Origin of the sequence: Marinicrinis lubricantis (assembly GCF_042658665.1) — a bacterium.
GTDB classification, from domain to species: Bacteria; Bacillota; Bacilli; order Paenibacillales; family KCTC-33676; genus Marinicrinis; species Marinicrinis lubricantis.
This window is the reverse complement of the sequence record NZ_JBHSQV010000162.1, coordinates 1-22,591: the sequence shown is the minus strand read 5'-3', so window position 1 is coordinate 22,591 and position 22,591 is coordinate 1. Positions and strand designations below refer to the sequence as shown.

The 22,591-nt window shown below is 47.4% G+C and carries 20 protein-coding genes and 1 pseudogene; 18 read left to right on the top strand and 3 right to left on the bottom strand.

Translation table 11 applies throughout. The features are described from left to right. Positions 1 to 80 precede the first annotated feature (80 nt). The 3 genes from xylB (at position 81) to ACFPXP_RS13545 (ending at position 3,631) form a co-directional block, all read left to right on the top strand. Positions 81 to 1,577 (top strand): xylulokinase, encoded by a 1,497-nt coding sequence (xylB, locus tag ACFPXP_RS13555; protein ID WP_379894809.1) that lies wholly within the window; start codon positions 81 to 83, stop codon positions 1,575 to 1,577. Positions 1,578 to 1,744: 167 nt separating this feature from the next. Next, complete coding sequence (locus ACFPXP_RS13550; protein WP_379894808.1) at positions 1,745 to 2,107, top strand: hypothetical protein; 363 nt, start codon at positions 1,745 to 1,747, stop codon at positions 2,105 to 2,107. 162 nt (positions 2,108 to 2,269) lie between these two features. Continuing rightward, on the top strand, positions 2,270 to 3,631 hold the full coding sequence (locus ACFPXP_RS13545; RefSeq protein WP_379894807.1) for an MATE family efflux transporter: 1,362 nt from the start codon (positions 2,270 to 2,272) through the stop codon (positions 3,629 to 3,631). 118 nt (positions 3,632 to 3,749) lie between these two features. Here the strand turns inward: ACFPXP_RS13545 and ACFPXP_RS13540 are convergent, their stop codons facing one another. After that, complete coding sequence (locus tag ACFPXP_RS13540) at positions 3,750 to 4,529, bottom strand: DUF2087 domain-containing protein (RefSeq protein WP_379894806.1); 780 nt, start codon at positions 4,527 to 4,529, stop codon at positions 3,750 to 3,752. Between the two features lie 167 nt (positions 4,530 to 4,696). Here ACFPXP_RS13540 and ACFPXP_RS13535 point away from each other — a divergent pair, with 167 nt between their 5' ends. The 4 genes from ACFPXP_RS13535 to ACFPXP_RS13520 are packed head-to-tail and all read left to right on the top strand — an operon-like array spanning position 4,697 to position 7,624. Continuing rightward, complete coding sequence (locus ACFPXP_RS13535) at positions 4,697 to 5,290, top strand: TetR/AcrR family transcriptional regulator (RefSeq protein ID WP_379894805.1); 594 nt, start codon at positions 4,697 to 4,699, stop codon at positions 5,288 to 5,290. A 53-nt stretch (positions 5,291 to 5,343) separates the two neighbouring features. Further along, complete coding sequence (locus tag ACFPXP_RS13530; RefSeq protein WP_379894804.1) at positions 5,344 to 6,198, top strand: ABC transporter ATP-binding protein; 855 nt, start codon at positions 5,344 to 5,346, stop codon at positions 6,196 to 6,198. After that, positions 6,195 to 6,902 carry a fluoroquinolone export ABC transporter permease subunit gene (locus ACFPXP_RS13525; RefSeq protein ID WP_379894803.1) on the top strand — a complete coding sequence of 236 codons (708 nt, stop codon included), beginning with the start codon at positions 6,195 to 6,197 and terminating at the stop codon, positions 6,900 to 6,902. The genes ACFPXP_RS13530 and ACFPXP_RS13525 overlap by 4 nt, the downstream gene beginning before the upstream one ends. Positions 6,903 to 6,904: 2 nt before the next feature. After that, the gene (locus ACFPXP_RS13520) at positions 6,905 to 7,624 is read left to right on the top strand and encodes a hypothetical protein (protein WP_379894802.1); all 720 of its coding nucleotides are present in this window, start codon (positions 6,905 to 6,907) and stop codon (positions 7,622 to 7,624) included. A 6-nt stretch (positions 7,625 to 7,630) separates the two neighbouring features. Here the strand turns inward: ACFPXP_RS13520 and ACFPXP_RS13515 are convergent, their stop codons facing one another. Further along, the gene (locus ACFPXP_RS13515) at positions 7,631 to 8,011 is read right to left on the bottom strand and encodes a hypothetical protein (RefSeq protein WP_379894800.1); all 381 of its coding nucleotides are present in this window, start codon (positions 8,009 to 8,011) and stop codon (positions 7,631 to 7,633) included. A gap of 147 nt (positions 8,012 to 8,158) precedes the next feature. On the opposite strand from ACFPXP_RS13515, the gene ACFPXP_RS13510 reads away from it, so the two are divergent. From ACFPXP_RS13510 to ACFPXP_RS13490, 5 genes are all read left to right on the top strand, one after another. Then, positions 8,159 to 9,907, top strand: coding sequence for an ABC transporter ATP-binding protein (locus ACFPXP_RS13510; RefSeq protein WP_379894799.1), 1,749 nt, complete (start codon positions 8,159 to 8,161; stop codon positions 9,905 to 9,907). 445 nt (positions 9,908 to 10,352) lie between these two features. Then, positions 10,353 to 10,535, top strand: coding sequence for a hypothetical protein (locus ACFPXP_RS13505; RefSeq protein WP_379894798.1), 183 nt, complete (start codon positions 10,353 to 10,355; stop codon positions 10,533 to 10,535). Next, positions 10,532 to 10,723 carry a hypothetical protein gene (locus ACFPXP_RS13500; RefSeq protein WP_379894797.1) on the top strand — a complete coding sequence of 64 codons (192 nt, stop codon included), beginning with the start codon at positions 10,532 to 10,534 and terminating at the stop codon, positions 10,721 to 10,723. Before ACFPXP_RS13505 ends, ACFPXP_RS13500 begins: the two co-directional genes overlap by 4 nt. A gap of 11 nt (positions 10,724 to 10,734) precedes the next feature. Next, positions 10,735 to 11,025 (top strand): hypothetical protein, encoded by a 291-nt coding sequence (locus tag ACFPXP_RS13495; RefSeq protein WP_379894796.1) that lies wholly within the window; start codon positions 10,735 to 10,737, stop codon positions 11,023 to 11,025. 393 nt (positions 11,026 to 11,418) lie between these two features. After that, entirely contained in the window at positions 11,419 to 16,116 is a 4,698-nt protein-coding gene (locus tag ACFPXP_RS13490; RefSeq protein ID WP_379894794.1) for a tandem-95 repeat protein, read from the top strand. A 58-nt stretch (positions 16,117 to 16,174) separates the two neighbouring features. On the opposite strand, the gene ACFPXP_RS13485 is transcribed toward ACFPXP_RS13490, so the two are convergent. Next, entirely contained in the window at positions 16,175 to 16,660 is a 486-nt protein-coding gene (locus ACFPXP_RS13485) for a DUF4825 domain-containing protein (protein WP_379894793.1), read from the bottom strand. Between the two features lie 279 nt (positions 16,661 to 16,939). Between ACFPXP_RS13485 and ACFPXP_RS13480 the strand changes: the two genes are divergently transcribed. The 6 genes and pseudogenes from ACFPXP_RS13480 to ACFPXP_RS13455 all read left to right on the top strand — a co-directional run bounded on the left by ACFPXP_RS13480 (position 16,940) and on the right by ACFPXP_RS13455 (position 22,178). Then, entirely contained in the window at positions 16,940 to 17,653 is a 714-nt protein-coding gene (locus ACFPXP_RS13480) for a nucleotidyltransferase domain-containing protein (protein ID WP_379894791.1), read from the top strand. A 297-nt stretch (positions 17,654 to 17,950) separates the two neighbouring features. Next, entirely contained in the window at positions 17,951 to 18,364 is a 414-nt protein-coding gene (locus ACFPXP_RS13475) for a Fur family transcriptional regulator (protein WP_379894790.1), read from the top strand. A gap of 9 nt (positions 18,365 to 18,373) precedes the next feature. After that, complete coding sequence (gene yidD / locus ACFPXP_RS13470) at positions 18,374 to 18,604, top strand: membrane protein insertion efficiency factor YidD (protein WP_379894789.1); 231 nt, start codon at positions 18,374 to 18,376, stop codon at positions 18,602 to 18,604. 360 nt (positions 18,605 to 18,964) lie between these two features. Then, entirely contained in the window at positions 18,965 to 20,938 is a 1,974-nt protein-coding gene (gene metG, locus ACFPXP_RS13465; protein ID WP_379894788.1) for a methionine--tRNA ligase, read from the top strand. A 214-nt stretch (positions 20,939 to 21,152) separates the two neighbouring features. After that, positions 21,153 to 21,323, top strand: a pseudogene (locus tag ACFPXP_RS13460) (RCC1-like domain-containing protein); the annotation flags it as partial. Positions 21,324 to 21,695: 372 nt separating this feature from the next. Continuing rightward, positions 21,696 to 22,178, top strand: a complete 483-nt coding sequence (locus tag ACFPXP_RS13455; RefSeq protein WP_379894787.1) for an NUDIX domain-containing protein — start codon at positions 21,696 to 21,698, stop codon at positions 22,176 to 22,178. The last annotated feature ends 413 nt before the right edge of the window (positions 22,179 to 22,591 follow it).

Here is a 22,591-nt window from a genome sequence, read left to right as displayed (position 1 = left end):
ACACATCTAGGTCTGGCCTCTCAGGTCGGACCTGTTTTATGAGATGAAAAAAATATGGATTCGTTTGGGAGGGTTAAGCCTTGAAATATGTCATTGGTGTAGATTTAGGAACGAGTGCCGTGAAGACGCTGCTTGTGGATCAAAACGGCATAGTCTGCGCGTCCGCAACGGAAGCATATGAACTCTTACAGCCGAAATCCGGCTATAATGAACAAAATCCCGAAGATTGGGTTAAGCAAACGGCGTTATCTATTCGTAAGCTGCTAAGCAGCTCCGGTGTGACAGCCGATCAGGTCGAGGGAATCAGCTTTTCCGGGCAAATGCACGGCTTGGTACTGTTGGACGCGAATTTAAAGCCGCTGCGTAACGCGATATTGTGGAACGATACCCGCACGACGAAGCAGTGCCGGGAGATTGAAGCCAAGCTGGGGGATCGATTGCTGGATATTGCCCGTAATCGTGCATTGGAAGGCTTTACACTGCCCAAAATATTATGGGTAAAAGAGAATGAGCCTGAGCTGTATGAGAAGGCAAAGCTGTTCCTGCTGCCAAAGGATTATGTGCGTCTGGCGATGACGGGCGAAGTCGCGATGGATATATCCGATGCGGCTGGTACGCTGATGCTCGATGTAGAGAAGGGGCAATGGAGCGGAGATATTTGCGGTGCGTTCGGTATTTCAATGGAACTGTGCCCGCCAGTCGTACAATCCGTTGATCAAACGGGTACCGTGACGGAGGCATTCGCGAAAGAAGCAGGACTAAGCGCCAGCACGAAGGTGTTTGCAGGTGGCGCAGACAATGCTTGCGGTGCGTTCGGATCAGGTATTATTCAAGATGGAGCTTACATGTGCAGCATCGGTACTTCAGGCGTTGTTCTTGGTTTCGAACAAAACGCGAATACCGATTACCGGGGGAAAGTGCACTTCTTCAACCACTCCCGTCCGGATACATTCTATGCGATGGGCGTAACGCTTGCGGCGGGATACAGCTTGAGCTGGTTTGCCCAAACCTTTGCGCCGGATAAGTCGTTCGATCAACTGCTGGGCAACGTCGGCAATATTCCTGCAGGATCGAATGGACTGCTGTTTACACCTTATCTGGTAGGCGAGAGGACGCCTCACGCGGACAGCGTCATCCGCGGCAGCTTCATCGGAATGGACGCTACACATACGCTGGATCACTTCGGACGAGCGGTCATGGAAGGTATCACGTTCTCCTTGAACGAATCGGTTGAGCTGTTCCGCGAAGGCGGTAAAAAGGTGGAGCAAATCGTCAGCATTGGCGGCGGTGCCAAGAACGCAACCTGGCTTCAAATGCAGGCGGATGTATTCGGTGCGGAAGTGCTTCGTCTGAAAAGTGAGCAAGGTCCGGGTATGGGGGCTGCGATGATCGCAGCGGTTGGCTGCGGATGGTTTAGCGATTTCAGCGAATGTGCGGACAAATTCGTTGAAGTCGACGAAGTCATTTCCCCTCGTCAGGATCAAGTTAAAGTGTATCAAGAGCTTTTCGCGATTTACAAGCAGGTATACAGCCAAACGAAACCGCTTGATGATCAATTAAGCAAGTTCAAAGCGTAAAGTTTAGGTCAGTGACCCGCCTTGGTGCGAACAGCACCAAGGCGGTTTTTTGTTTATAAATCATCATCATTCGACTTCCTTTACAATTTTTACATTGTAATCCTCCGAAATTCCTATACAATATATGTGACCAAAAGACTGATACTTCTAAGGAGGGGGGAACAGAAATGGATCTCAAAAAGCTCGATATGGGCGGGAAGTTGATTTTAGCTTCCATCGTTGTTGCCATTATTTCGATGTTTTTCACTTGGGTGGAATTCATTATTTCCGAAAATGGATTTCAACAGGATGCGTACTTATTCCTTATCGCCTTTATCTATCCTGCAATTCAGGTATTGAGAGGCGGCAAGGTGAATAAAGCCGGAGGCTTTATTTGTGCCATTCTGGCTGTTATTCTGGGCATCTGGTATATCTCGGACAAGTCCGCTGATATATTCGGCGAATCGATTAATGCCGCAGCGCAAGGGCCATACGTATTTATTGTTGCCGGCATCTTGTTAGCTATTGGTGTATGGAAGCAGCGTGCATAAACCAAAACGTACATATTTTGGGGGGGAGCGGCCGGGGGGCCGCTCTTTTTAGTGTGATATCGATTCCGGCATACTGTGTTTTTTCGCTTGAAAATCGACTGGTGAATGAATGCTGCATCGTATATAGTGTAAGTTGTGGAAAAATAGATGGAGGAATACGTAATGCACCATGCGAAAACGAGAAAAGCTAAAATCGGTCTTCTGCTGCAAATTTTATGGCCGATCTTAGTAACACAAATTAGCTATAATGCGATGAGCTTATTTGACACGATTATGTCGGGAAGAGCAGGGCTCAATGACTTGGCTGGTGTCGCTATCGGATCGAGCCTCTGGCTGCCTGTATATATCGGATTGAACGGCATTCTGCTGGCTGTTACACCCATCATTGGTCATCTGCTTGGCAGCGGGAAGCGCGGTCACATTTCCGAGTCGGTGACGCAGGCGCTCTATTTATCCGTTGTGCTCGCGATCGCCGTCACAGCTGTAGGCGCAGTTATTCTGGATCCCGTTCTATCATTGATGGAACCCGAACCGGAAGTTTACCATATTGCGAAGCATTATTTAATCGGACTAGCCTTTGGCATTGTGCCCTTGTTTGCTTCGAATGTGATACGCAACTTCTTCGATGCGCAGGGCTTCACCAAAATTACAATGCTGATTATGCTGATTGCCGTACCGTTCAACATTATTCTGAATTACTTGCTGATTTTTGGAAAAATGGGATTCCCTGAACTTGGCGGTATCGGTGCGGGTTATGCGACAGCCGCAACGTATTGGCTCATACTGCTGATCAGCATATGGATGACTTTTCGGCTAGAGGTTACGAAGCCGTACCGTTTGTTTGTACGGTGGTTTGTTCCTTCGATGAAAGCGTGGGCTGAGCAGCTGAAGATTGGCATTCCGATGGGCCTTTCTATCTTTTTTGAAGCGAGTATTTTTTCAGCGGTTACTTTATGGATGGGGATGATGTTCGATACGGCCACCGTGGCTGCACACCAAGCCGCGATTAGCTTCACCACATTATTGTTCATGTTCCCGCTTAGCATCTCGATGGCGCTGACGATCATCGTCGCATATGAGGCAGGGGCGGGACGCTCAGCGGATGCCAAACAGTACGGACGGATCGGCGTCGCTTCAGCGATAGGGATCTTGGCGGTCTGTTCTGTTCTTCTCTTTATTTTCCGCGAGCAAATCGCGCTTTTTTACACAGATGAGCCAGAAGTGATCGAGCTCGTTAAGCAGTTTTTTATCTTTGCAATCTTCTATCAGCTGTCAGATGGAGCTCAGGCTTCTCTACAGGGTGTGCTCCGGGGATATAAAGATGTGACGATACCGTTCATAACGGCGCTTATTGCTTACTGGGCCATCGGAATTCCCTCGGGCTACTTAATGGCGGCATATACCCGGTTCGGGCCGTACGGCTTCTGGCTGGGCATTACGGTAGGACTGACGTGCGCGGCGATCGGTTTCTATTTAAGGCTCAGAATCGTGACGAGGAGAAGAGAAAGAAATATGGCCACATGATTAGAATGGAAGCTGAAGATATTCAAAGCACCTCTTGATTCCCAGATGGTGAACAATATGAAATGACAGAGAAGCTCCCTGCCGAAATTGACGAAGGGAGCTTTCGTTCACAACACTTTCATGTCCTTGTGTACCAGCTTCCGTCATCCGCACGATCCATAAAGCCGTATTCAATCAAATATCTGCGCAGCGTGACGTAATCACTGAAAGCGGTTTTCAGAATTTCATTCACTTCTTTTTCCGTATATGTTCTCCCTTTTTCGAAACGTTCAATGAGATGCATAAGCAGAGCGATTTTCCGTTTCTCCTTCTTTGGAAATTCTGTCATTTTGCCGTCCGGTCCCTCGGGGAAATATTTGTTCAGGACCTCTGTATATTCCTTGTTCGTAATTTGATATCGTTCATCAATCATCGTTGCGGTCTGAGGAATCGTGACGAACTCTTCTTCCAGATGATCCGGTTCCTGCAATCTGTGCTCCTGCAGCAGCTGCATGATGGTCAGCATGATTTTGGCCTGCTTTTCTTTTTCCCTAAGCGTAAAACGGTGGGCACGGATCGTGGAGCTGCTTCCTCCGCCCATTTCCTGGGTAATTTCTTTGTCGTTCAAGCCGTCGTACATATACCGCAGCAGCTGGCTCTGCAGCTCGGTTAGACCGGTGAACTTTTTGTTCAGCGAAAGCAAATAGGCGAACATGCCGCCGTGCTCCTGCTCTACGTGCTGCTTCATCGTTAATCTCGCATCCGCGAACGCATCTCCGTATGGATAAATGACGCCGTTTTTCGTTTTTTTACTGCAGACGAGACAGCAGTAAGTTTCTTCGCTTTCCAAATAGGCGAACCCGTTCTTTAATTCCTCAAGGGAAGCATTCCAAAATAAATCAGTTATTTTACGATTCATAAACAATACCTCTATTCGTTTGTTAATATAAACACATCATAATATATTGTTTAATAAAATTCAATTATATATGAACCGCAGAATTGATTTTCTCTTCAATCATCAAATTTTTACTTGCTCTTCATGATGATTCAAGATATGATCAATAGTGAACGGAGGTTCATTATATGCAGACGTTAAAGCCAGAAATGAAAACAGCGATTTTACAACAGGCCAAAAAACAATTTTTACAGCTCGGCTACGAGCGGGTCACGATGAAGTCAATCGCCTCAGCGGTAAATATGTCTGTCGGAAATTTGTATCGTTATTTTGAGAATAAAGACCGTTTATTTGAAGCGGTGGTGAAGCCTGCTATAGACGGCTTAACGCACCTGCTGAACCATCATGAAGAACCGGACGACGCCGAGCAGGCTAGTGCGGCGGTGATCATTTCTGCCGTGGGTGAGCTGTTGGGCGAGCTGCTTCAGAATGTTGCGGAAGAACTCCTTATCCTCGTGGACGGCAGTAAAGGAACGCCTTTTGAGCATATGCCGGACCAGCTGTATACGGCACTTACTGAGCATTTGGAGAAGCATCTGGTCAAGGACGGCAAACAAAAAGAATGGCCTGACCCAAGTCTAGTATCCAAACCGGTCGCCGTAGGATTTCTGCAGGGATTCTTCGAAATTGCACGGTGCCATCGATCCGATCCAGAGCGAATGAGGCAGGCGGCGGAAGATTATTTCCGTATTCAATTTAACGGACTGCAGGCTGTATTTTAATTTTTTTTACGCTAAAAATGAACGATTATTCATTATTGAGGTGATGGTTTCTTATGATTCAAGTACAGCAATTAGTTTATCGTTATCCAGGTACAAGGGAGCCTGTTCTTCATGGGCTTGACTTTGATATCCAACCGGGAGAAATTTTCGGATTTCTCGGACCTTCAGGGGCAGGGAAGAGCACGGTACAGCGCATTATTCTTGGACTGCTGAAGGATTACGATGGTTCCGTGCAAGTGTTAGGTCAAGAGATGCGGCAATTTACATCGAAGGGGTATGAACAAATTGGGGCAGCCTTCGAATTTCCGAATTTCTATAGTCGGTTTACGGCGATGGAGAATTTGTCGCTGTTCAGCAAACTGTATCGCAGCGGAACGATTCCTGAGGTGGAGCTGCTGGAACGTGCTGGTTTGGCTGACGCGGCGAATGTGCGTGTTGAGAGATTTTCGAAAGGGATGAAAATGCGGCTGAATTTCTGTAGAGCAGTCATGCACCAACCGAGACTCTTGCTGCTCGATGAACCGACATCGGGCCTTGACCCCGCCAATACGAAAATGATGATGGATTGGATCAAGGAGCTGAGCGTACAAGGGACGGCAGTGATGATCACGACACACAATATGCACGTGGCGGACGCGCTTTGTGATCGGGTAGCCTTTATGATGGGGGGACGGCTGCCGTTGATTGATTCTCCGAGACGGTTGAAGCTAAGCCACGGTGCGAAGCGGGTGGCGGTCGAATATGAAGATGGCGGGAATATGAGGCGAAGAGAGTTTCCGCTAAACGGTATTGGTCATCATTCGGAATTTTTGCAGCTGCTTCGAAATCAAGAGATCGAAACCATTCATACGATGGAGACGACACTGGAGGACATTTTTATGGAAGTAACGGGGAGGGATTTAGCTTGACATCATCCACATGGAGCATATGGATGCATGATGTGCGATTTCAATGGAGACACGGATTTTATGCGGCTTATGTGCTCGTCTGCCTTCTGTATATTGTGCTGTTGTTTCAGCTGCCGGAGCGCTGGAAGGAAAGCGCAGCTGTTATCATTTTGTTTTCCGACCCTGCAGCCCTTGGTTTCTTCTTTATCGGTGGAATCATTTTACTTGAAAAATCGCAAGGCATTTACTCCCCATTATTCATAACGCCGATTCGGCTCGGCAGCTATTTATGGAGCAAGGCGTTATCATTAGGCATGTTATCTGTCGTCGCTGGAGGCAGCATTCATGTGATTCATTTTCCGATGGGGTATGAGTCTATTTATGTATTTTCCGGTTTATTGCTGAGCTCCATCTTCTTTACTTTGCTGGGCACCGGAGTGGCGGCGGCGTGCCATACCTTAAACCGATTTTTTTTCCTCTCGCCGCTTTATGCGAGTTGGCTGATGCTGCCGCTTCTCGGTTACTTCGGCATTTACGAGACTTCACTGTATTCGCTGCTGCCGACCCACTCGGCGTTAGTGCTGCTGCAAGCCTCTTATGACCCATTTAGCGTTTGGACGCTAATTTGGGCTTACGCGGTTCTATTGTTCTCAATCGTTATGGTTTACTTTTGGGCGGCCAAAAAAATGAAGCGGTATGTCATTTATCGCGTAGGAGATGAATGATCATGCAATTCATACCACTGCTGCTGCAGGATTTCCGGCAAATGCGCAGAGATCCGATGCTTCTCATGTGCATTGTGGGCGCGTTTTTGCTCATGATCGCCGCTCGTTTCGTACCCAGCGTTTTGGAGCCGCTGCTTGCGCGTTACGGCGAATTCTCCATAGATGATTATGAGCTGCTGCTGTTCAATCTACCTATCTTTCTCATTCCGCTTCTGATTGGTATGGTGTGCGGATTCATGATGCTGGATGATCGGGATGAACGAATCGTTATGATTTACGCTGTAACACCGATCGGCAAGTCCGGGTATATATGGATGAAGCTGCTGCTCCCGTTTGCAGCGGCGGTCATGTTAAGCGTTACCGCATGCGTCGTCATTCCTTCGGGTTCCGCATCTCCGCTAATCCTGGCTTATATTTGCCTGCTGTCGGGGATTCAAGCCGTGCTCGGTTCCTTATTTCTTGCAGCCTTTGCTTCGAATAAAGTAGAAGGTTTGGCTTATGCCAAAGGATTAGGGATATGCATCGCAGCTCCGCTAGCTGTCAGCTTGATCGGCCCACCTTACGAACTGCTGCTGGCCCCGATGCCGGCTTACTGGGTATCCAAGCTGATCGTTGTGCAGGGGGCATGGCATCAGCTGCTGGCTGCGATCATCGGGGGGGTGTATCACGTCATCTTAGCTTACTGGCTGTACCGCAAATACGTAAGGAAGCTGGAGCTGTAATTTCAATCAAAAGGCCATCGGATCGGTGTTTTCCGGAATGACAATCGGCTCGGTGCCTTGGTAGTATCTTAAGTAATCTTTATGGTCAGTGGGGACGACTTTTAATGTTTCCCCTCGGTCGGATTTGTGAATTTCGAACTGCTGGTATTCTTCAACGAGGAAATCACCGTCCATAAATTCATCGACCTTTTCCCACTGTAAATAAATGTTGGATTCCTCCGTCCGCTGTACTTGTGCAGATACAGGTACGGCTTCTCCGGGGATTAGCCGGTTAAAGCTAAAATGCCCTTTAGGTGTAAAAATGGCATACAGCAGCAGTAGATTCACGGTAACGGCCAGCATGATGACTGTCGTGTACCAGATCGCTCTTCTTGAACCTCCAAACATCTTGGTTACCTCCCGAATGTTGATCTATTAACAGCTTATGAAGTTTGTCCTGCGATATTTCTATATTTATTCGTTTTGGAACGATATTAGAATGGACCGCTTCTGCTATAATATATAGGTCAACTTAGAAAGTGTGGAGGAACCAACATGAAACCTTGGAGAACCTATATGCGGTTCGTCAAACCCTACTGGCCTTATATTACGGTCACCCTGCTGATCGGATTTGTTAAATTTGCCATTCCCATGACGCTGCCACTGATGATGAAATATGTCGTCGACGACTTGCTGATGAGTGATATGGCCACGCAGGATAAAGTAAATCAGTTAATGATATTACTCTCAGCGGCCCTTGTGCTGTTCATTATTATCCGCGGACCGGTGGAATATTTCAGACAGTATTTCGCGCAGCTGACGACAAGCAAGATTTTATTTGATATTCGTAATGCGCTGTACGATCATCTTCAGAAGCTGTCGATTCGCTTTTACCATAACCGCAAGGTCGGGGAAATAATATCCCGGTTCATCAACGATGTAGAGCAGACGAAAAGCCTCGTCGAGGTTGGGCTGATGAACGTATGGCTGGACATGTTCACCCTGACGATTGCGCTGGGCATTATGTTCTACTTCAATATGTCACTCACGTTTGTGGCGATTCTCGTTTTCCCGTTATATGCGATCGCCGTGAAAGTATTATACCGGCAGCTGAAGAAACTAACTAAAAATCGCTCTCAGGCTCTCGCGGAAATGCAGGCCTATTTGCATGAGCGTATTCAAGGCATTTCGGTCATTCGCAGCTTTACGTTGGAACGCTATGAACAAAAGCAATTCGGAGGAAAAAACGGGAATTTCCTGAAAAAAGCGTTGGAGCATACCCGTTGGAACGCGATGACGTTCTCGATCATCAACACGCTGACAGATATCGCGCCGCTCGCGGTAATCGGTTATGGGGGATATTTGGTGATCCAGAAGGATCTTACGGTTGGAGCGCTTGTTGCCTTCTACGGCTATTTGGAACGACTGTACAGTCCGCTGCGAAGACTCGTCAATGCTTCGACCGTGCTGACGCAGGCCTCGGCGTCGCTGGAGCGGGTAGCGGAGCTCGTCGATCAGAAATATGATATCGTAGATGCGCCCGATGCGGTTGTGTTAGAGAAGTCGAAGGGAACGATTCGCTTCAAGCACGTTTGGTTCGGGTATGATCGCTCAAGTGAGCCGGTGCTGAAGGACGTGAACCTGACGATTGAAGCGGGACAGACGGTGGCGCTGGTCGGCATGAGCGGCGGCGGGAAATCTTCGCTGATCTCGCTTATCCCGCGTTTTTATGATATCCATGACGGTGCCATCGAGCTGGACGGACGGGACATTCGCACGATTACGGTGCAAAGCCTGCGAAGTCAGATCGGTATGGTCCTGCAGGACAACATTTTATTCAGCGGCACGGTAAAGGAAAATATCAAGCTGGGAAATCCGGATGCGTCTGAGGACGAGCTGATAGAGGCGGCAAAAGCGGCGAACGCGCACGACTTCATAATGAATTTGCCGAACGGCTATGACACGGAGATAGGAGAAAGAGGCGTGAAGCTGTCGGGTGGTCAAAAGCAGAGAGTTGCGATTGCCCGAGTGTTCTTGAAAAATCCGCAAATTCTCATCTTGGATGAGGCGACGTCCGCACTGGATTTGGAATCCGAGCAAAAGATCCAGCAATCGCTGGAGCATCTCAGTAAAGGACGAACGACCGTCATTGTCGCTCACCGCCTGTCCACGATTACCCACGCCGACAATATCGTAGTGATCGAGGACGGACAGATTAAAGAGCAGGGAACACACAGCGAGCTGATGGCGAAGGACGGCGCATATGCGAAACTGTTCAATGTACAGAATTTATCTACGACATGATGCCGTAGCATGTGCCTGAACTCCCGAAAAGTTACAGAAATATATAGTTACGCCGCATGTAAGGCATGAATTAGGTATTGTACCTAGTTTATGCCCTTTTATTTATTCTTAAGTCTCCGAGAAATTTCGCGCCTGTTTAGTGCATCTTGATACTTCGATAATAACAGCTATGATTTGGATGGATGCTAGACTAAAAAGTAGACATGGAGAACCGAGAATAAGATAGAATAAAAATATCATTATTCGAGGAGTCCGACATGACGAAAAAATACGATAAGCAATGCACTACTTCGCCAAAGACCGGCGCTGATCTACTCTTTCATTCATGATCATCGCTTCAAGTGCCGTGTCGCGAAGATGTGCGAAGCCTTTGAAGTATCCCTGAATTAGAGAATATTCGAATGGTAAATATTATCGTAAAACCATGTTAGGAAATAGTGATCCAATGGTTAAAATATTTAATAATAATAAGGAATTAGTACTTGAGGTTGATGATCAAAATGTGCTAGAAAACGAATGGTTATCAATTGAACTTTCAAAAGGAAGATACTATATCTTTGTTGAGAATCGGTTAACATCTAATAATGCCGCTTACCGCTTATCAATTAATATGGAGGGGGAATCATGAGATATAATATCATTTATTTGTCTCTAATTATCGCTGCAATTATGGTTGGATGTGGAAAATCGTCAACTATTCAACATGTAATGGAGGAAAATCATATTGAATTTTCAAGAATTATCTATTCAAAACAAATTGCAAGTATCGACAAAACCATTGCCTTTACGAAACAAGAGATCAAAAATTTGGGATAGGACTATTAGATTTGTCTGAGAATAAATGGGAAATTGGGAGCACAACTTATGTAAGTGAAGATGACTTAACTTGGTCCTACACAAGTTTGAATGATAAATTACCCATGTTCTCTGGAGTGATCAATAATGATGATATAAAGAAGGTAATTGTAAAAACTAATACATTTGAAAAAGAGGCAGAGATTATAGAGAGTCCAACCTTTGGTCATATATGGTTTCTAATTTTAGATGCTCCACAAAATCCTCCGTTACAAATTTACGGATATGATGAATCAGGGAGTAACATTTATTCTTCTGAATAAGATGGTAAATATTATTTTTCATTGAATCAGCTTCATTCGTCTTTTCCTAACTTCCTCTTCTATACCTTGGAGCATTGATATTAATGCTTAATGTAAAAATGGGGGGAATTGGAATGGCAGGGATTGGCTTGTTTTTGGCACAGCGAGCTTATGGCTTCGATTACGTGACGAATGCATATCAATAAATCGAACACCGTTCACTTCCTATGAGGAGTGGGCGGTATTTTTATATGTTTGATCTTCATCGGCATGAAAATAGGCGGTCCGTCTTAAATATAGATAGCCGGCTTTCTTAAAAGCAGTCTGCTTCTCATGAAAATAGAAGGTATCCTCTCTCCTTTGATTCCTTCTATAATCGGGAATGAATCTACGGTTAAAGGAGAGGATGCTGTGGTGAATCGAAAGTGGAAGTCCCGTATGGCAGTCGTTGCAGCAATGGTATTACTGGTAAGCACCCTATGGTCCAGCTTTAATGTTTTTCCTGCATCTGGTCAGTCTATCGCCGAAGATAACGCATACCCTATGATGAATTCCGCTAATGTGCTGCTGAATGGAAGCTATGAGGAGAATGAAGAAACACTCCCTTTGGGCTGGCGACCTTATATATTCAGCGGGAGCCCGAAGGTGCAGGTAGATCATGAGCAGGTGGTATCCGGACAAAGTTCGTTGAAAATGAGTGCGGAATCTTCAAGCCGAGCGACGATGTATCAGGATGTACGCATACCTCCGGAACAGCGCAATCAAATTTATACCTTCAGTCAATGGATTAAGACAGAGGATGTGTCCGGTGTCGGCATTTATAATCGGATGTTTCTCATCAATGAAAGCGGAACACGAATTGGCAGCTTGATTGAGCTGAAGAAGCTGACAGGCACGAAGGACTGGACCTTCGTACAAGGTTCGATTTATGTGCCTGACGACGGTCAGGTCATCGGGGTAAAAATCGAGAATTTCTTTGATACGGGCACAGGCACGGCTTGGTTCGATGATGCTTCTCTCATTCCTTTAACCTCGGATGTAGATGGAGACTTGGTATTGAATGGCGGCTTTGAAGCGATAGATTCCAGCGGCAGGCTGCTGCATTGGGGGACTTGGATTCCGACAGGCTCGCCCACTGTAACGGCAGATACATACACCTATGTGTCGGGGGCAAGGTCGTTAAAAATTCACGCCGAGCAGACCGGACGAGCCGCCGTTGTGCAAGGAATCCCCTTAAAGCCGGATCAGCTTGGGCAGACGTTCAAAATCAGCATGTGGGTAAAAACGGAGGCGGCAACAGGCGGCGCCGTAACGAGGCTGCAGTTTAATAACAGTGCCGGCAAGCGAGTCGGGAATTTAATTTTTTTGGATACAATTCGGGATACGAACGATTGGACGAAAGTAGAGGAGTTCATTCAAATTCCGGAGGATACGAATATTGCCACCGTGAAAATCGAGAACTTCTTGGAGACGGGAACGGGAACCGTATGGTTCGATGACATTCGGTTTGCAGCTTGGTATCCGTTGGAGGCGATTCATTTGAGTGACGATCAGGTTCAGCTGAAGGTGGGAGATTCTGTGACGCTGGATGTGTATTACACGCCGGAGCATGCATCGGAACGCGTGCTGATATGGACCAGCTCGAATCCTGAGGTCGCCGCAGTCAATGAAGGTCAAGTGATGGCGACAGGGAACGGCATTGCGGTGATTACAGCCGCTTCTGCGGATGGAACCGTCTCTGCCTCATGCATTGTTTTCGTAGGAGAAGTGGGGGGGATTACCGCTTCGGATTATGCAGTGGAGACGGATGAGAATGTGTTCGTGCGCGGCCGCATTGAAGCGGCACAAGAGCATGGACGAACGCTCACGTATAGAAAAGCCGTCGACAGCAGCAATGGCTTGGTTCATGTGGAGTCAGACGGAGCTTGGTCTTACTATCCGAACGATTCCTTCACAGGGATGGACTCGTTTACAGTTGTCATTGAAGACGGAGCAGGTTCCTACGCCGTTTCGAAGGTAGTGATCACGGTACGAGCGGTGAATCATCCGCCGATTGCCGAAGAGTTCATACAGCCTACGGATAAGAATACACCCGTTTCGGGTGAACTGCAGGCTGCAGATAGCGACGGCGATCTGCTGACCTATTCAATCACATCCCATCCAGAGCACGGACAGGTGACCATGGAAGACGACGGGCATTGGACCTACACACCGAATTCGGATTATGTGGGTGCAGATGCTTTCACATTTACGGTGACTGATGCACACGGCGGCATGGATTCGGCAAAAGTTCAGCTGTATACGGCTCCCGCAGCAGAAGAAATCATTGCGGATATTAAACAAAGCCAGCCGGATCAGCAGCACCCGAGATTGCTTGCGACTTCCGAAGATTTCGCCCGCATACGCACCTTGGTGGAAACCGATGACCTTGCCTCTAGATGGTTCGCAGCGGTGAAGAAGGAAGCAGATGAGATTTTGCCGCAGCCTCCAGCACCTTACAGCAAGCCAGATGGGTTGCGTTTAGATGGAACGGCTTCCAGGAGAGCAGCTACACTAGCCTTCGTATACCAGGTGACACAGGATGAGAGATATGCGGAAAGAGCTTGGGAGGAGCTTTCCTATGTGTCCTCTGACGCGTATCCGGATTGGAGCCCGCAGCATTATTTGGATACCGCGACGATGACTCAAGGCATCGCACTGGGTTACGATTGGCTGTATCACTATTTATCCGAGGAGCAGCGTGAGATTGTACGGACGGCGATTGTCAACAAAGGCTTGAAACCTGCTGTTCCGATGTACTTGGATAAGACGTATTGGTGGGTATACAACCGTGACAATTGGAACTTCGTCTGCAATGCTGGAATGACCCTTGGTGCACTGGCCATTGCAGACGAAGAAGAAGAGCTCGCAGGTCTCATTCTTCGTGAAGCCTTCAAGTCGATTCAATATGGCTTGCCGCAGTATTCCCCGGACGGATCTGCGATTGAAGGGCCGGGTTACTGGGAATATGGCACGATGTTCCTTGTTTACTTCCTATCCGCACTGGAGACAACGGTCGGCCACGACTACGGCTTCTCCGAACGTGAAGGACTTTACGAGACACCACAGTACCCGATCTACATTGCCGGTCCTCAGGGGACCTTCAATTATTCCGATAATGCGTCCGGCCTCATTCCGGGCAGACTGCTTCTCTGGTTCGCGGAGCGCTTTGAACAACCCGAATATACTTGGTATCACGCTTATGCTGAACAGAGCAATGGCACCTCCGGTATGTATGATTTGATCTGGTACAGACCGGAAACTTACGGTGCGCTGGCGCCTGAGCATCTTGACCAATATTTTGATCGTCCTAAAGCGGTTACGATGAGAAGTCAGTGGAATGATGAGCACGCTTTGTTCGTCGGCTTCAAAGGCGGGGTGAACGGCGCGCCTCATGGAGATTTGGATACCGGTTCGTTCGTTTTCGATGCGCTTGGCGTTCGCTGGGCTGAGGACCTCGGCAAGGAGGATTATAACCTGCCCGGTTATTGGGAGATGGGCGAAAACGGCAAGAGATGGGACTATTATCGGAAACGCGCGGAGAGCCACAATACGCTCGTCATTCAGCCTTCCGCAGGTCCCGATCAATCCGTATCCGCCATATCTGAGATTGTGGACAGAGCGTTCGATCATCCGCAAGGCGCTTATGCGATCACCGATATGACACCGGCATATCGCAAGTATGCGGCATCAGTGAAAAGAGGGGTTGCTCTGATCGACCACCGCAGACAGCTGATGGTACAGGATGAAGTTGAGATGAAGGTGCCATCCTCGATGCACTGGTTCATGCATACACGCGCAGATATTCAAATCGATGAGTCGGGAAAGACCGCGATCTTAAGCCAAGGAGATAAGAGGCTGTGGGTGCAGCTGCTAACCCCGGATGAGGCACAGTTCAGCGTAACGCCTGCCGAGCCAATGGATGCATCGCCGCAACCATCAGGCCAAACCCCGAACCTGGGCGTGAGAAAATTGACCATTGAGATGGAGAAGGTACTGCATTCGACGATTCGTGTCTGGATGGTACCGCTCATGCCTGGAGATCCGCTGCCGCAGCAGCCGCCTGAAATAAGTTCTCTCGACCAGTGGGGAATACACGATGCGGAATTGGCGAAGATTGGCGAAATCACCGTGGACGGCATGCCGCTAGAGGAATTCGAATCGAATCGGTATGTCTATGAGATCGAGATCCCGCAGAATGCGCCTCATATTCCACAGGTAAACGCCACTGCTGAGATGGCCGGGCTGGAGGTTGCGATAAGTCAGGCAGACGATATTCCGGGAACAGCGAGAATTGAAGTATCAGATCCTGAGGGAGCAATGGATACAGGCGTATATTATGTTACGTTTAAACATCCTGCGCAGTATGGCATTCCTGAGGATCGGCCGGCTTTACCGGTTTCTGCGGTTACAGCGAGTGCGGATGACGGCAATGTACCTGAAAATACACTCGATCGGAATATGAGTACGCGTTGGTCCGCATTCGGTGAACAATGGATACAGTATGATTTGGGGAAAGTTCAAGACGTATCCGCAGTGAGTATGGCTTGGTACAGCGGAAATACGAGGTACAGCTTTTTCAATATCGAGGTTTCCGAGGACGGTGAGTCTTGGAGACGCGTCTACGACGGTATGAGCTCGGGTGAAACGCTTGAGCATGAATTATATCCGTTCGCTGTGACCCAAGCGAGGTATATCCGGATCAACGGTTTTGGAAATAATCAAAGCTTGTGGAACAGCATTGCCGAAACCGGGATCTACGGTCCGAAATATGAAATCGAGCGTGCGGTCATAAGCTATGATCAGGAGGTAATCAAGCGGAAGGACCCCGTACCTTTGCAGGTGGAGGCATATTTGAATTCAGGGGAGGCTATCGATCTGACAGAGGCGGACATTCGGTATTATACAAGCGACCGTAAAGTAGTCGATATCGAGGATGGCGTGATGATTACGCAAAAAACAGGCTATGCGCAGGTATGGGCAGAGATCACGTATCGGAATCGAACGGTTCGTTCGAATGTACTGAACGTGGAAGTGGTGAAGAAAAACGGAAACGGATCACCAATCGAATAGAAGCTGAAGCTGTAGAACAATAGGCAAGCCGGGAGATGCATCCCGGCTTTTTTTCTTGCTATGAAAATAACGGATGAACGGATTCCTCAGCATTCAGTTGTTTTTGTATGAGGCTCTTTAAATCTTGTTCATTATCGATGGCATCCAAATTTGTGTTGTACCAATCTTCTACTTTCTCCTTTGTTACAGAGAATTCTTGGTCTGGAAATTTGAATATAATCCAATCTACATTTTTGATGAGAGCAAAAAGAAATGTAGAGTTAGCTATAACCGTTTCTTGCATTTCATCATCTAATCTTTCTGCATCTATATCTTTATATTCCAATGTGATTCCGTAAGGCTCATTCTGGGTTTCAAGAGAAATTTGATTCAACTCTTCACTGTGTGCCAACTGTTTTACGATATTTCCAACCGCGCTGCTGTCCCCCACGTATGAATTTTTATATTGAAACAAATCTGTTCTTGAATCATCATCTTGACTGCACCCATTCAAGAAAGTCATTAGTAATAACAGTGAAATGAAATAAACCGTAATTCGCTTCATCAATTTCTCTCCTTTGCCGAGTCTATCACTTAATTCCGAATATTTGTTTTTATTTTGATTGTAACAAGAACACGAACAGGTATCAATTTACAAGATGTACCTTTCACATCGCTTCTATCGTCAAAGTATCCTTGAACTACCCACTAACGTATCGGCCCCGTACATGCGGAATACATGACCTTCAAATTTTACCTTCCTTTATCATTTCTTGTGGGTGTCTAGGTACGTATCGGAGGCATACGTTAATACAAAGGAGTTTCTAATGAAGGAGAGGATAGAATGCAGACGAATGAACCGATGACAGCCGCCAAAGCATGTGTAGAGGAACGGTTTCCCGATGCAAAGCTTGCCGTCCTGGGAGGCAGTACGGCAAGTGGGTTATGGAACGTTAAATCTGACTTGGACATCGTCATCATCGACGATACGGAGCCATATCCTTTTCGGCAGTCGTTCATGTACGGCTCATGGCCGGTCGAAGTGTTCCTGATGACGAGCCGGACGTATATGCATTTCTTCGAAGAGTCGGTAGAGAAAGCCAATCCGACGCTTCTGCGGTTAGTTGCACAGGGTAAAGTGCTCGTGGATCACGGAATTGGGGAGCCGCTCATTCGCAAGGCGGCGAAGCTGCTTCAGGATGGACCGGGTGAGGCTGGATTCGGGGAGCTGGATGAACTAAGATACTGGGTGACGGAGCAGCTGGAGGATTTTGCAGAAGCGTCCGATCCTGGAGAAGCACTGTTTTCCCTGCACAAATTAACAGATCAGCTGCAAAGATTGATTTTACGCTCGAAAGGCTGCTGGACCGGTGACGGGAAATGGATCGCCCGCTGTTTGAAGGAAGCGGATGAGCCGCTCTACCTGAGATTGATTTCCGCTCTGGAAGCTTACCACCGCGATGGCCGGAAAGAGCCTATATTGGCTTTGGCGGAGGACGTCCTAGAGCCTTTGGGCGGCAGATTTTTCGAAGGGTATATGGCGATTACCTATAAATAAATGCTGGAAAGTCTTTTTGGCAGCGTGTGGACAAGCAATGGATGAAAGAAGAGCAGAGTTTCCTCTGCCCCTTCGCATACTACTTTTGTAATGTTTATTGAACAATTTTCTCTTTAACAACCGCGACTTTTCCTCGATATATATCTCATGCTGTTCCTGCTGCGTGGAAGTCAAAGATAATCTTATCACTGACAAAAGTGGTACGTTGAAGATAAGGGGAATCCGTTGCAATGTCTTTTGCGTGATTTGGCGAAAAGTTGTATGATGGTAATGTAATGCGCAGGGGAGGGAAACCTGTTGAAGGTCGAAGAGATTTTAACCGCGATGTCTAATAAAGGCTTGAGAATTACCGAACAGCGAAAAACACTCGCGAAATTATTTGTAGAACATTCCGGATATTTGGCCCCTAAAGAGGTCTATGAACATATGTCGAAGATGTATCCGGGGATGAGCTTTGACACGGTGTACCGTAATTTACGTGTGCTGCATGAGATGGATATTATCGAGCAGTTTATGTTCGAGGAGGGTGTGAAGTTCAAGCTTCATTGTCACGCCCACGATCATCATCACCATTTCATCTGCTTGGAATGTGAAAATACGGTGCCTTTCGAGTTTTGTCCCATGGATTATGTGAAGACGGTACCGGATGGTTTTACGCCGGTAAAGCATAAATTCGATATATATGGCTATTGCGATTCCTGCAGGCACTGAGGCGAGGCTATGAAACGAGTGCTTAAGGGTATGGTGCACGGATACCGCAAGTTTATTTCACCGTTAAAGCCTCCCACTTGCCGTTTCTATCCGACTTGTTCCCAGTACGCGCTGGAGGCGCTGGAAACACACGGAGCACTAAAAGGGAGCTGGCTGACAGCGAAACGGATATGCAAATGCCATCCTTTTCATCCCGGTGGATTCGATCCAGTGCCGGAAAAGAACAAAAGGCCTTCTTGACGGCGTGTTTGCCTTCCGATATATTGGTGTATAATAGAAATACTTATTGATCCATTGAAATGAGTCTGTGAACGGATAAGTACGAAGAAAGATGCCTATCAACAGAGAGCCGGGCTTGCTGAAAACCGGTATAGGCGCGCTTTGGAAAATGGTCCGGGAGACCTTGAGGTCGAGTCGGTGCATTGTGGCGATAAGGCCTTGACGTATGTCTGCGTTAAAGATCCAGTTGTTGAACTGATGGAGCCCTTGCATTGCGAGATGCCTGGGAAACATGGGTGGTACCACGTGAGCACAGCTCTCGTCCCATAGCGGACGGGGGCTTTTTTTGTTGTACTGAATATGATATGGAGGAGACTTGTTATGACGAGCGAAAAGAAAACCTTTTATTTAACGACCCCGATCTATTATCCAAGCGACAAGCTGCATATCGGGCACGCGTATACGACGGTGGCGGGCGATGCGATGACTCGCTATAAGCGTCTTCGGGGCTATGACGTCATGTATTTGACGGGTACGGATGAGCATGGGCAAAAGATTGAACGCAAAGCACAGGAAAAAGGCGTCACACCGCAGCAGTTCGTTGACGGCATTGTTTCAGGGATTAAAGAACTGTGGGCGAAGCTGGACATTCAGTACGATGATTTCATCCGCACGACGGAAGAACGCCATAAGCAGGTCGTGGAGAAGATCTTTGCCCGTTTATTGGAGCAGGGTGATATTTATCTCGACCAATATGAAGGCTGGTACTGTACGCCATGTGAATCGTTCTTCTTGGAACGTCAGCTCGTGGACGGGAATTGTCCCGACTGCGGACGCCCTGTAGAGAAGGTGAAGGAGGAAAGCTATTTCTTCCGGATGAGCAAGTATGCGGATCGGCTGCTGAAATACTACGAAGAAAATCCGGACTTTATTCAACCGGAATCCCGTAAAAATGAAATGATCAATAACTTCATTAAGCCGGGTCTGGAGGATTTAGCCGTTTCCCGTACGACCTTCGACTGGGGTGTGAAGGTGCCGGGCAATCCGAAGCATGTCGTATATGTCTGGATCGATGCGCTGTCCAACTACATTACGGCTCTGGGCTACGGTACGGACAATGAAGAGAAATATAAGAAGTATTGGCCGGCCGATGTGCATCTTGTCGGGAAGGAGATCATTCGCTTCCATACGATCTATTGGCCGATTATGCTGATGGCTTTAGACCTGCCGCTGCCAAAGAAGGTGTTCGGTCACGGCTGGCTGCTCATGAAGGACGGCAAAATGTCGAAGTCCAAAGGCAATGTCGTTGATCCGGTGACGCTCATTGACCGCTTCGGCTTGGATGCTCTTCGTTACTACTTGCTGCGCGAGGTGCCTTTCGGCTCAGACGGTACGTTCACGCCGGAAAGCTTCGTAGAGCGGATTAATTTTGATTTAGCCAATGACCTTGGCAATCTGCTCAATCGGACGGTGGCGATGATCGGTAAATATTTTGACGGCAAAATTCCTGCATATGCGGGTCAGGTGACCGCGCACGACGGGGAACTGCAGCAGCTTTCCCGCTCCGTCATTTCGGAAGTGGAGGAAGCGATGGAGCGGATGGAATTCTCGATCGCGTTGATCTCGATTTGGAAGCTGGTCAGCTTTACGAACAAATATATCGATCTGACGCAGCCGTGGGTGCTGGCGAAGGATGAAAGCCTTAAGGCCGAGCTGGCTTCCGTGATGTATCATTTAGCTGAGTCGCTGCGGATTACGTCGATTATGCTGCAGCCGTTTATGACGAAGACGCCGGCAAAGATTTGGGCACAGCTCGGTATTCAGCCAGGCGCAGCGACGGCTTGGGACAGCATCTATACGTTCGGTCAACTGCCGGAAGGCGCTGAGGTACAGAAGGCGGAGCCGATCTTCCCGCGCCTTGAGGTAGAACAGGAGGTTGCATACATCGTCAGCGCAATGGAAGGCGGCAGCAAGGCTGCTGGAGAGCAGGCGAAGCCTGCAGCTGCCGCCGAGGAAGCGAAGACGGAAGCAGAGCTGATCGGCATTGACGATTTCGCGAAGGTGGAGCTTCGCGTCGCGCAGGTCATTGCCTGTGAACCGGTGCCGAAGGCGGATAAGCTGCTGAAGCTGCAGCTCGATCTTGGTACGGAGCAGCGCCAAGTGGTCTCAGGTATCGCGAAGCATTACAAGCCGGAAGAGCTTGTCGGCAAGAAGGTCATTTGCGTCACGAACCTGAAGCCTGTAAAGCTGAGAGGCGAAATGTCGCAGGGCATGATTCTGGCGGCCTCCTCAGGCGACCAGCTCACCTTAGCCACAGTCAGCGATGATATGCCGAACGGTGCGAAGGTGAAGTAAGGATAATTTAAAAGAAGGAACTTATAAAGGACAGCTGTTTTCGAGCAGGCTGTCCTTTTGCTTTTCTGGAAAAAGAAGGATATGAGTATAAAGAGTCTAATTTATTTACTTTGATCGAGGCCAATAGAGTTTAAGGTTGCGGTGCAACATGAAGGTTAAATCTTGCATGAATGCTATATGATTGAAGTTGGATAGAAAAATTGAGGAGGTAGACATGAATTACATTTCACCGAAAGATGCGGCGTTAAAGGTGAAACGGTGGCCTAAATATACTATAGCGGCGGGTCGTCGCCATACCGTTGCTCTTAAATCGGATGGAACAGTGACGGCCCTAGGCGATAATAAATATGGCCAATGCGATGTAAGCGGCTGGTACGGCATCCAACTGCCCGGTAAATAGGTTATAAATATGAATCACTCAACTTTCCAAGCGAATTAACGGGCCCAATCGATGATGCGACAAGCGTTCCGAACAAGGATTCAAGTGCATGGACTTAACGGAAAGCGCTTGTAGGGCTTCTCATAAATAGTCTTACGGTGAATTACAGTTGGTTTGGCTTAAAGGAATAAAGAGAGCTTCGATGATTCCCAGTGGTATTTAATACCATTATAATATATCTATATATAGGAATTGTTCCGTTATCATCAATCGACATGACGGGATATCGTTTTCGAAACAATATTAAGCTCTTAATCCCTTTTGAGGAGTCATTTTAGAATTGACCAGAGAAACTTAATTTAATGAAAGAGGTGCCTTATGACATACCATGTCCGTGTAAGGCCAACCGCATTGATCATCGAGAATGACAGCATGTTGTTAGTCGAGTATAAGGATGAAGAGGGGATCCATTACAATTTGCCCGGCGGAGGAGCTGAACCGGGTGAAACGATGATTGAAGGAGTACAGAGGGAATTGTTCGAAGAAACGATGGCCGACGCGGAAGTGGGACCTATTGCCTTCGTGTATGAATGTGCACCTCATAAACAATCCGGCGATTATCCGGATACGACGCCTCATACGTTGTACTTGATCTTCGATTGTACTCTAAAAGAAGGCTCAAGACCAAGACAGCCTGATGTAACGGATGCGAATCAGTCTGCAGTGAAGTGGATTCCCTTACAGGAACTCGACTCCATAATATTATTTCCAAATATCAAACCGCAAATTAAAGAATATATTAGGAATCGAAGAAGCATCGAGATCATACAGGATTTTCAATTGGAGAGGTATTTTAACTAGTATTATTTAAGATTGCGGGCCATGTCGCAACGACAGATGCTTTATCTTACAGTAGAGTAATCACATAGGTGGTGATGGTTTGCAAATATTCTTGGATGATAAGGATCACGTATGAAAATACGAAAAGCCGGAAATTTCCCGAAAAGATAGGCTTTACTCAAGAAGGAGTACTTCGACAGTCAGATTGGTTCTTGGACCGATTCGCTGATAAAGTGGTATACGGTCTATTGAAGAATGAATGGAGAAAGAAAAACTTAGGTTGAGTTCCTAACAATCATCTGTTTAGAACTCAACTTTCGCAGAGCCAAAATCGGGTTAATGGCAAGTGCAGCATGAGTTTGTGATCGATTAGATCGAATGCTTGACGACATAGAAAAACACCGCTTCGTTTGGTAAGGTAAGAGTGTCGAATT